This window comes from Azoarcus sp. TTM-91, from assembly GCF_012911025.1.
GTDB lineage: Bacteria > Pseudomonadota > Gammaproteobacteria > Burkholderiales > Rhodocyclaceae > Azoarcus.
Map to the genome: position 1 here is coordinate 33,752 of NZ_WUEI01000036.1, position 7,775 is coordinate 41,526.

Below are 7,775 nucleotides of genomic sequence, written 5' to 3' on the forward strand. Positions count from 1 at the left end.
CCTCAACACCCGCCAAGCCCCCACCCGCGCGCCGCCGGGTGGCGCCTCCAGTGGCCCTCAGGCCTCGCGCGCCAGCGGCTGGGACGAGGAAGGCACGGCCGGAGCGTCAGCGGTTTCCCGCCGGCCCAGCACGTCGAGCACGCTGTCTATCAGCCTGTCTTCCTCCACCGGCTTGCCCAGCCGCGACTGGAAGCCGGCTTCGACGAAGCAATCCTCGCCGAGGTGGGTGAAGGCGGTGCAGGCGATTGCCGGCACCTGCGGCAGATGCGCCATCTTGCGGATCTCGCGCAGCACCTCGAAGCCGCTGGCGCCCGGCATGGCGATGTCCAGCACCAGCACCGCGGGGATCGGCAGCAGCGTGGTGTCCTCCCAGATCTCCAGCAGGGCTTCGCCGGATTCGAAGGTGCGCACCTGGGCGCCGGCGTTGGTCAGCATCAGGCGCACGACTTCGCGGGCGTCGTCCTCGTCGTCCACCACATAGGCGACCACGCCGTCCAGCACCCGCGCCTCCGCCGCCGGCCCTTCCGGGCTTGCGCCCTTCACCGTAGCGCCGCTGCGCGCCCGCGGCAGCACCACGGTGAACACCGCGCCCTGCTTCGCCCCGGCGCTGGCCGCGCGCACGCTGCCGCCGTGCAGCTCGGCCAGGTTGCGCACCAGCGCGAGGCCGATGCCCAGGCCGAGGTAGCGCCGCGTCATCGAGGTATCCGCCTGGCTGAAGCGATCGAACACATGTGGCAGGAAGTCAGGCTCGATGCCGATGCCGTTGTCCGCCACCGCCAGTTCGATGTGCTCCTCCAACTGCGTGAGGGTGACTTCGATCAAGCCTCCGTCCGGCGTAAACTTGATCGCGTTGGAGAGCAGGTTGCTCACGATCTGCTGCAGGCGGTCGAAGTCGCCCTCCACTGGCACCACCGCATAGTCGCAGTCGAAGCGCAGCGCTATCTGCTTGGTCGCCGCCGGCTCGCGCGACAGGTCCAGCGCCACGCCCACCACATCAACCAGGTTCACCCTGTAGAGGTTGAGATCCAGCTTGCCGCTGATGATGCGGGAGGTGTCCAGCAGGTCGTCGATCAGGCGGGTCTGGTGGTCGATGTTGCGCTTGATGGCGTCCGCCGCCCGCCCGACCAGGCCGCTGTCCAGCGTTTTCGCGCCGGAGAGGATCTGGCTCCAGCCCTTGAGCGCATTCAGCGGCGACCGCAGTTCATGGGAGACGATGGCGAGGAACTCGTCCTTCGCCCGGTTGGCGCGCTCGGCCTCGCCGCGCAGCTTGTGCTCGGCCACCAGCAGTTGCTCCAGCTCCACCTGGGCGCGCTTGCGCTCGGTGATGTCCTTGGCCACGCCGACCAGGCCGAACACCACGCCGTCCTCGTCGCGCAGCGGCGACTTGGTGATGAGGAAGGTACGGGTGATGCCGCCCAGGGTGCGATGTTCCTCAACCACCACCGGCCGGCCGGTTTCTATCACCCGGCGGTCATTGGCGGTGGAGATGGCCGTCTCGCCGTCGTCGCCGAAGATGTCCGCCTCGCTGCGGCCTATCACCTGCGCCTGGCTCAGCCCCATCAGCTGCAGCGCCGCCGGGTTCACCATCATGATGTGGCCGTCGCGGCCCTTGGCCACGATCAGCTCCGGCGTGCTGGCGGCGATGGTGCGCAGCAGGGTGGTGCTTTCGCGCAGCACGATCATGGTGCGGTCCAGCGCGCGGGTGCGCTCCGCCACCCGGCGGTCCAGCGCCGCATAGGCGGCACGCTCCGCATGGGCACGGGCGCGGTTGGTGCTCACATCGCGCAGCACCATCACCCCGCCCATCAGCCGGTCGCGGTGGTCGCGTATCGGGGTGGAGGTCACCTCCACCGCCTGCAGGCTGCCGTCGCGCCGGCGCACCGCCGGCTCGCCCTCCAGCGACAAGGACACCCCGCGCGAGAAGGCAGTGCGCAGCGGCCCGCCCAGCGGCTCGCCGGTGGCTTCGTCCACCAGCGTCAGCAACTCGCCCACGTCCCGCCCCACCGCCGCCGCGGCCTTCACCTCGAGCAGCGCTTCGGCGGCCGGATTGAGGAAGCTCACCCGGCATTCGTCGTTCACCGTCAGCACTGCCTCGCCGATGTTGGCCAGCGTGGCATCCAGCCATTGGCGCTGAGTGGCCTCGCGGCGCTCGGCCAGGGAGCGCGACTGGTTCATCTCGTCCAGCCGGGTGGAGGTCCACAGGATGAGGGTGAGGCAGGCCACAATCACCCCCACCGTCAGCGCGCCCTCGCTCTCGATGTTCTCGAACCAGCCCACACGCTCGCCCAAAGCCTGCAGCCAGCCGGCGAGCAGCGGCAGGCAGATCGCCAGCGGCACCAGGCGGCGGACGATAACCGCCCCCGGCGAGTCGTGCTCCAGCAGCTGCACCAGGCGGGAGGATGGCCGCGTCGCCATCAGCCCGAAGCTGCCCGCCGCCAGTCCCAGCGCCACCGGCAGGGCCATGCCCAGCGAGGGCACCGCCACGTCCAGCCGGACCAGCCGGAAGGTGAGCCCCACCAGCGCGACCAGCGTCACCCCGGCCACCGCCACCGCGAGGAACTGCGACCATTCCCAGGCGCGCTGCCCCTTGAGCGTTGCCAGCGCCATGCCAACGGCAAGCAAGGCGTAGCAGCAGGCGGTGCCGACCGAGGTGGGGGTGGATTCGAGCTCGGTCACCAGTGCCAGCAGGCCGGCGCCGGATTCCGGCAGCCAGCCCATCTCCCGGCCCACGCCCAGCAGCGCCAGCAGGAAGGCCAGCGCGGCGACACCGCGCACCGGCCAGCGCAACTCCCCTGCCCTTTCGCTGCTCAGCATGCGCAGGCCGAAGGCGAACAGCGCCAGCATGAGTACACCGCTGGGCATCATCGGCCGGGAGTCCGCTCCGAGGGCGGCCAGTCCGGGAACGCCGGCCACCCAGCCGATCAGCCCCAGAAGCGCCAAAAGCGCGATGAGGGCACTCGCCCCCACCGCGCCGCTGCGCAGTCTTGCAACCCACAGCCCGCTATCGCTCATCGCCGGGCGTCTGCAGATGTGAGGTATGCGGATGGTCCTGCTGCGCGGCCCTCGCAGACCGGCGGCGGGCCAACCCACCCGGGCCGGCTGCATTCAAAGATCGTTTAGACATCTGCCCCATTCACTTCCGTTCTTCCACTCGCCCCAGGGCGGCCCCGACGCTGGCCAGCCGTGTCGCCCTGCCCCTCGCTCATCCGTCCCTGCTCCGCCCGCCAGGCGCACGCGGCGACGGCACCCCGGCCGGCGGCGCACGGCGGCGCCGCTTCAGCAGCAGGCTGCCGGCCGCCGTCAGCGGATCGCCGTAACGCATGCGCAGCAGCGTCATCGCCAGCCCGGCCACCATCCCCAGCACGCCTCCGCCGGCGGCCGCGGCGCCACCGGCCGCTGCCACTGGCGGCGCCCGCCGGGGCGCGGACTTGCGCCCCCGCAGCACGCCACCGACGACGAAGCCGGCGGCCACCGCCGCCAGCAAGCCCTTGCCGGACACCGCGGCGTCCCGCTTGTCCCGCAACCAGACCGCCGCCGCCTGTTCCAGTTCGCGGCGGCTGTCCTGCACCCGGATTTCCGCCTCGCGCACATCTCCGCCATCGGTCACAGCGTCTCTCCTTCCGCCGCTTCGCCCCGCAACTGGCGCAGCGTGGCGGCGAAGGGCAGCTCGCCCACACGGCGGCGCAACCAGGCTGCCGCCGCCAGCGCCGCCACCACGTTCAGCCCGGCGGCCACCAGCAGCACCGCCGGCCAGGACACACCGGCGCCCACCAGCCAGCCGCTGGCAGCCACCACCAGTGCCAGCCAGGCCGTAACCAGCAGCACCGAGGTGACCACGACCACGCAGACGATCTCTATCGCTCTGCGGGCCGAGTAGCGGGCATCCAGCACGGCCAGCAGGAGCAGATCCCCCGCCAGCCGGCGGGCCCGGCCGAACAGGGTGACGATGCTCTCGCCGGCTGCGGTCCTTTTCTGCCCCGCCGCCATTCTCTCGCCCGCCATGCCGGGGCCGCTCAACGCGACAGCAGGCGGCTGAGCAGCAGGCCGACACCGACCGCCGCGGCCACCGCGGCGAGGGGATGGTCGCGCACGCAGCCGCGGGCGTTCTCCATCCATACTTCCTGCTTGTCCATCAGCTGGTGGCCCAGCTCTTCTCCCCGCGCGCCGACGTCACGCATGGCGGAAGCCGCGGCCTCGGTTACCCGGCCCACCGCTTCCTGGGCGCTGCCGGACAGACGCTCGAGGCGGGCGGCGCCCTGTTCGCTTGCTCCGGCGATGGTGGAACCCGTAGTGGTCGTCATGTTCATCCTCCGTCCTTGGTTCGCCCGGCTTGCTGCGCCACCGCCGGCAGGGGCGGGAAAGAAGCCGGCGGCGTGTCGGTGGAGGCAATCCGCGTTCCCGCGCCCGCCTTCCGCTGCCGGTTCCCGGGCGAGGCCGCCGGGCAGGTCCGCCCTCTCCTGCCCCCGAGTGCCGCCCACCGGCTCTCCTTCCCCTGCCTCCGCTCAGAGAGCTCTTCCTTCAGCCTTTCCCTCTCTTCCGCGCCCGCTCCCCCGTCCTGGAGTGGCCGGCGACGTCCACTCCCTCCTCCGGCACCTCGGCGCCCGGGCTGTGTTCCGGCGCTGCGCCGGGGCCGGGCACATCCGAGGGCAGGCCGCGGCGGTCGGTATCCACCAGGCCATGCTCGATGTCGCTGGCGGCCTGCTCTATCACCTGGCGCGGCCGCTTCTCGCCCGGCTTGGGCGGCGCAGCCGGCGCTTCGTCGCGCTCGTAGGGCAAGGGCAGCTCGTCCTCGCGGGGCTGGCGGGCGATGTTGCTGTCCTCCGCGTCCGCCACCGGAAAACGGCCGTGCGCCTTCAGCGGGTCCTTCTTCGGGTCCTTGGCGGGATCCCTCTTCGGCCGCGTTCCGTCCTCGTTCTGCGTCGCTTTCATCGGCTTGCCTCCTTGTGGGTCGGATCGCCATGCCTGCAGGCATCCGCCGTTCCCGGCAGCGCCGGGTGTAAGCGCAACCGCCTCGCTGTAGCGCTTACATGCGGGCCGCCAGCGCGCTAGCGCCGGGCCCGGCGCGCCTCCTCCGGCGCTTCGTCCTCGTCCTCGTAGTCCTCCAGTCCGTCCGCGCCTTCATCGCCCTCGTCCTTGCCCGAGTTGTAGGCGGCCAGGCGGTTGTAGAGGGTCTTGAGGCTGATGCCCAGCATCTCCGCCGCCTTGCGCTTGACGTTGCCGCACTCCAGCAGCGTGGCCTCCATGACGCGGCGGTTCACCTCTTCCAGCGGGGTGCCGATGCGGATGGTGAGCACCGGACTGTGGGCCGGCTGCAGGAAAGCCTCCGGCGCCAGCTCGGCCTCGATCACCTCGTCGGCAAGAATGAAGGCGCGATGCACGTAGTTCTTCAGCTCGCGTACGTTGCCCGGCCACGAGTGGGCGTAGAGCGCGGCGATAGCCTCTTGCGAAAAACGCTTGTTGGCCTGTTCCTGCTCGTTCAGCTCGGCGAGGAAGTGCTCGGCCAGCAGCTCGATGTCGGTGCCGCGCTCGCGCAGCGGCGGCAGCTGGATGGGGAAGACGTTGAGGCGGTGGTACAGATCCTCGCGCATGCGGCCTTCGGCCACCGCCTTCTCTGGCGAGCGGTTGGTCGCGGCGATGAGGCGCACGTCGGTGGCGATGGCTTCATTGGTGCCGACCCGCATGAAGCTCTTGGTCTCCAGCACCCGCAGCAGCTTGACCTGCAGGTCCGGCCGCATTTCGGTGACTTCGTCCAGGAACAGGGTGCCGCGGTTGGCGCGCTCGAAGAAACCCTGGTGTTGGCGGTCGGCGCCGGTGAAGCTGCCCTTTTCGTGGCCGAACAGTTCGCTCTCCACCAGTTGCGGCGACACCGCGCCACAGTTCAGCGGCAGGAAGGGCTGGCGCTTGCGGCGGCTGAGTTCGTGGATGGTCTGCGCCGCCACCTCCTTGCCGGTGCCGCTCTCGCCCACCAGCAACACCGAGGCCGAGGTGGGCGCTACCCGCGCCATCTGGTCGTACACCTTGCGCATGGCCGGCGAGTTGCCAAGGATGTGGCCGAAGCGGCCCAGGCGCAGCAGTTCGTTGCGCAGCTCGCCGATTTCCTCGCGCAGGTGCTCGGTCTTGGGCACGCGCTGCAGGATGCCGCGCAGGCGTTCGATATCCACCGGCTTCACCAGGTAGTCGGTGGCGCCGGCCCGCAGCGCCTCGATGGCGCTCTCCACGCTGGCATGGCCGGTAATCACCACCAGCTCGGGCAGTTCGCCCGCTTGAAATTCGTTGACCAGTTCGATGCCCTGTCCATCGGGCAGCATCAGATCGGTCAGGATCAACTCCGGCTTGGAGCGCGTAAGGTGGATGCGCGCTGCCCTCAGGGAATCCACCGACCCCACGGTAAAACCTTCCGAACGGATGAACTCGCTCATCCAGCCGATGGTATCCGGGTCGTCGTCCACCAACAGTACCTGCGGCATTTTGCCTCCATGTTGAATATGTGCCTGCCCCCGCGGGGCGGGATGTTAACTTCGTACGGCTTCTCTCCGCGGAGCCTGGTTATCCTTCTGTCCGGGCGCATTCCCATGCGCGACCCGGGCAAGCTGTTTGCACCGGCTACAGCGCCTGCCGGTGACCGGCCCGCACTTGCCTCGGGCGTTTTGCCCTGGAGTTGCTCTCCCCGGTGCTACATCCGTTCCGCGCCGCGCTTCTTCATTCAACGCGGCATCGGCAGGCTGACCTCGCTGGTCCTCCACTTCCCGTCCTCAATGCCAGGTGGCGCAAACGCCTTGGCGGGCGACCACTGCATGGTCGGCGATGGTGTGGTACTGCACTTCACCATCCTAGGATGGAACCTCCTGTTCGACTATCTCGCCTTCCGCTCGCCCAAATGCGCCGCATCCTACCGCCGCCGGCGCTCAAGCTGGTGCACCGCGGGCGCCTCTCCAGGCGCGCGGCGGCAATTCGTCCTTCTGCCCGGTCAGCGGGGCGCAGCTGCGCGGATAAGGTCCTTCCCGCTCTCCCAGGAGCGCTGCCTTCATCCGTCAGCGTGAGGGCGAGAACGGCGGCGGCCGCCGGAATGCAGCATGGCCCCGGCCGCGCAGAGGCGGTCGGGGCCGGAGGAGAGGGAGGGCCGCTCGGGCGGCGCCAGCGGGCGACGAGCCTTCCCCTAGGGATGCCGCCCCGGCCTCTTGGACGGTGGAATCGCTCCACCGTCCGGCGCGGCCGCCGAAGCACTCCACAGGAGCAAGCCGATCAGGCTGCCCAGACATAAACCGCCCACCGCCGCGTAGAACGCAAAGGTGAGCGAGAAACACGAGGCCATCAGGAAGGCAGCCACACCGCCCACCACAGCGCCATGCAGCATCTCGGTATAGAGGCTGGCTTGCTCGTCGGCGGCCGGATGCAGCTGCCGGCAGACGGCGAGGAAGCTGGCGCGGAGGTGGTCTAGCGTTTTCATGCAGGAAGCTTAAGCAGACTCCATGCCACCCCGCGCCCGCCGGCCCAGCCCGCGCCCGCTCTGGGTTTTCGTAGCGGGCGGCCCGCGCTGGAGCCGGCGCGAGGCAGTAATTTTTTCCTGGAGAGGACGAAGTTACACGGTCGCCGGCCTTGTCCGGCGGAGGATGGGGCGCTGGCCGGGGAAAGCGGCACCGCCTCGCGGGGCATACCCCTTGCCCAGATGAACAGGCCCCCCGCGAGCCCCCACGGCAGGAAGCGGCAGCCGCGCCGCAGGAAGGCTGGGCAGCAGGCCCTTTGCGGAGACTTCCATACCTTTCACCCCACTGCCC

At 70.0% G+C, this 7,775-nt stretch carries 7 protein-coding genes; all 7 read right to left on the bottom strand.

From position 1 onward, the window contains the following. Positions 1-57: 57 nt before the first annotated feature. Positions 58-3,012 carry a PAS domain-containing protein gene (locus tag GRF61_RS11960; protein ID WP_248281212.1) on the bottom strand — a complete coding sequence of 985 codons (2,955 nt, stop codon included), beginning with the start codon at positions 3,010-3,012 and terminating at the stop codon, positions 58-60. Between the two features lie 190 nt (positions 3,013-3,202). Continuing rightward, positions 3,203-3,607: a hypothetical protein gene (locus tag GRF61_RS11965; protein ID WP_169150886.1), complete on the bottom strand. Its 405-nt coding sequence runs from the start codon at positions 3,605-3,607 to the stop codon at positions 3,203-3,205. Then, on the bottom strand, positions 3,604-4,002 hold the full coding sequence (locus tag GRF61_RS11970) for a phage holin family protein (RefSeq protein ID WP_248281213.1): 399 nt from the start codon (positions 4,000-4,002) through the stop codon (positions 3,604-3,606). The genes GRF61_RS11965 and GRF61_RS11970 overlap by 4 nt, the downstream gene beginning before the upstream one ends. Before the next feature lie 11 nt (positions 4,003-4,013). Next, positions 4,014-4,301 carry a DUF883 family protein gene (locus tag GRF61_RS11975; protein WP_169150887.1) on the bottom strand — a complete coding sequence of 96 codons (288 nt, stop codon included), beginning with the start codon at positions 4,299-4,301 and terminating at the stop codon, positions 4,014-4,016. Between the two features lie 217 nt (positions 4,302-4,518). Further along, positions 4,519-4,929: a hypothetical protein gene (locus GRF61_RS11980; protein WP_169150888.1), complete on the bottom strand. Its 411-nt coding sequence runs from the start codon at positions 4,927-4,929 to the stop codon at positions 4,519-4,521. A 116-nt stretch (positions 4,930-5,045) separates the two neighbouring features. Continuing rightward, positions 5,046-6,467 (bottom strand): sigma-54 dependent transcriptional regulator, encoded by a 1,422-nt coding sequence (locus tag GRF61_RS11985; RefSeq protein WP_169150889.1) that lies wholly within the window; start codon positions 6,465-6,467, stop codon positions 5,046-5,048. A 689-nt stretch (positions 6,468-7,156) separates the two neighbouring features. After that, positions 7,157-7,447: a hypothetical protein gene (locus tag GRF61_RS11990; protein ID WP_169150890.1), complete on the bottom strand. Its 291-nt coding sequence runs from the start codon at positions 7,445-7,447 to the stop codon at positions 7,157-7,159. Positions 7,448-7,775 lie beyond the last annotated feature (328 nt).